The organism is Asinibacterium sp. OR53 (assembly GCF_000515315.1).
Taxonomy (GTDB): domain Bacteria; phylum Bacteroidota; class Bacteroidia; order Chitinophagales; family Chitinophagaceae; genus Sediminibacterium.
Genome location: NZ_KI911562.1, coordinates 3,710,465 through 3,712,414, shown reverse-complemented (window position 1 = coordinate 3,712,414; position 1,950 = coordinate 3,710,465). Strand labels below are relative to the sequence as shown.

The following is a 1,950-nucleotide window of genomic DNA, read 5'->3' as shown; positions in this document are numbered from 1 at the left end:
ACCTCTTGCGCAAAACCGATACGACGAACATGCTGAGCCCATATGCGCAATCGCAAGCAGTGGTAAAATATTATGACACGGCATCGATGTTGTCGAACCTGCTTCGTAAGACAGACACAGCAACCATGCTGTCAAACCGGTTAAAGATCAGTGACACATCGAATATGTTGAGTGGTTACGCAAAGAGTGGCCAATTTGTGAAGTATTCCGATACAGCTTCAATGGTATTGAACCTGTTGCGTAAGACGGATACTGCAAACATGCTGAGTCCTTATGCCCATAACCAGGCAGTGGTAAAGTATTATGATACGGCATCAATGTTGTCGAACCTGTTGCGTAAGACAGATACAGCATCAATGTTGTTGAACCGGTTGAAGATTAGCGATACTTCGAATATGCTGAGTGGCTATGCAAAGAGTGGCCAGTTTGTGAAATATTCCGATACAGCTACAATGGTATCGAACCTATTAAGGAAGACCGATACGACGAACATGCTGATTCCTTATGCGCAATTGCAAGCAGTAGTAAAATATTATGACACGGCATCGATGTTGTCGAACCTACTTCGTAAGACAGACACAGCCTCGATGCTGTCTAACCGGTTAAAGATTAGTGATACATCGAATATGCTGAGTGGTTATGCAAAGAGTGGCCAGTTTGTGAAGTATTCCGATACAGCCACAATGGTATCAAACCTGTTGCGCAAAACTGATACAACGAACATGCTGAGCCCTTATGCTCATAGTCAAGCGGTCGTGAAGTATTATGATACGACAAGCATGTTGTCGAATCTCCTTCGTAAGACTGATACAGCATCGATGCTGTTAAATCGGTTGAAGATTAGCGATACATCAAATATGTTGAGCGGCTATGCGAAGAGTGGCCAGTTTGTGAAGTACTCAGATACGGCTACAATGGTATCGAACCTATTAAGGAAGACGGATACGACTAACATGCTGAGTCCTTATGCGCAATCGCAAGCAGTGGTAAAATATTATGACACGGCTACGATGTTGTCGAACTTGTTGCGTAAGACGGACACTGCTAATATGCTGAGTTCTTATGCCCATAGCCAGGCAGTTGTAAAGTATTATGATACAGCAAGCATGTTGTCGAATCTATTGCGTAAGACGGATACAGCAACGATGTTGTCGAACCGATTAAAGATCAGCGACACATCGAATATGCTGAGTGGTTATGCGAAGAGTGGCCAGTTTGTGAAATACTCCGATACCGCTTCAATGGTGTCGAACTTGCTGCGCAAAACGGATACGGTTAATATGCTGAGTCCTTATGCACATAATCAGGCAGTGGTGAAATATTACGATACCGCATCGATGCTATCTAACCGGTTGAAGATCAGCGACACATCAAATATGTTGAGCGGTTATGCGAAGAGTGGCCAGTTTGTGAAGTACTCCGATACAGCATCAATGGTATCAAACCTCTTGCGCAAAACCGATACGACGAACATGCTGAGCCCATATGCGCAATCGCAAGCAGTGGTAAAATATTATGACACGGCATCGATGTTGTCGAACCTGCTTCGTAAGACAGACACAGCAACTATGCTGTCGAATCGATTGAAGATTAGTGACACATCGAATATGCTGAGTGGTTATGCGAAGAGTGGCCAGTTCGTGAAGTATTCCGATACAGCGTCGATGGTATTGAACCTGTTGCGTAAGACGGACACAGCTAACATGCTGAGTTCTTATGCCCATAGCCAGGCAGTTGTAAAGTATTATGATACTGCATCAATGTTGTCGAACCTGCTGCGTAAGACAGACACAGCCTCGATGCTGTTAAACCGGTTGAAGATCAGCGATACATCGAATATGTTGAGTGGTTATGCGAAGAGCGGTCAGTTTGTGAAGTACTCAGATACGGCCACAATGGTATCGAACCTATTAAGGAAGACCGATACGACTAACATGCTGAGTCCTTATG

Annotated in this window: 1 protein-coding gene; it reads left to right on the top strand. The window is 44.3% G+C overall.

Annotated features, from left to right (window positions below):
• Positions 1-29: 29 nt before the first annotated feature.
• Positions 30-1,950: hypothetical protein (locus tag SEDOR53_RS18405; protein WP_037361512.1), on the top strand; the 1,921-nt coding region annotated here is incomplete at its 3' end.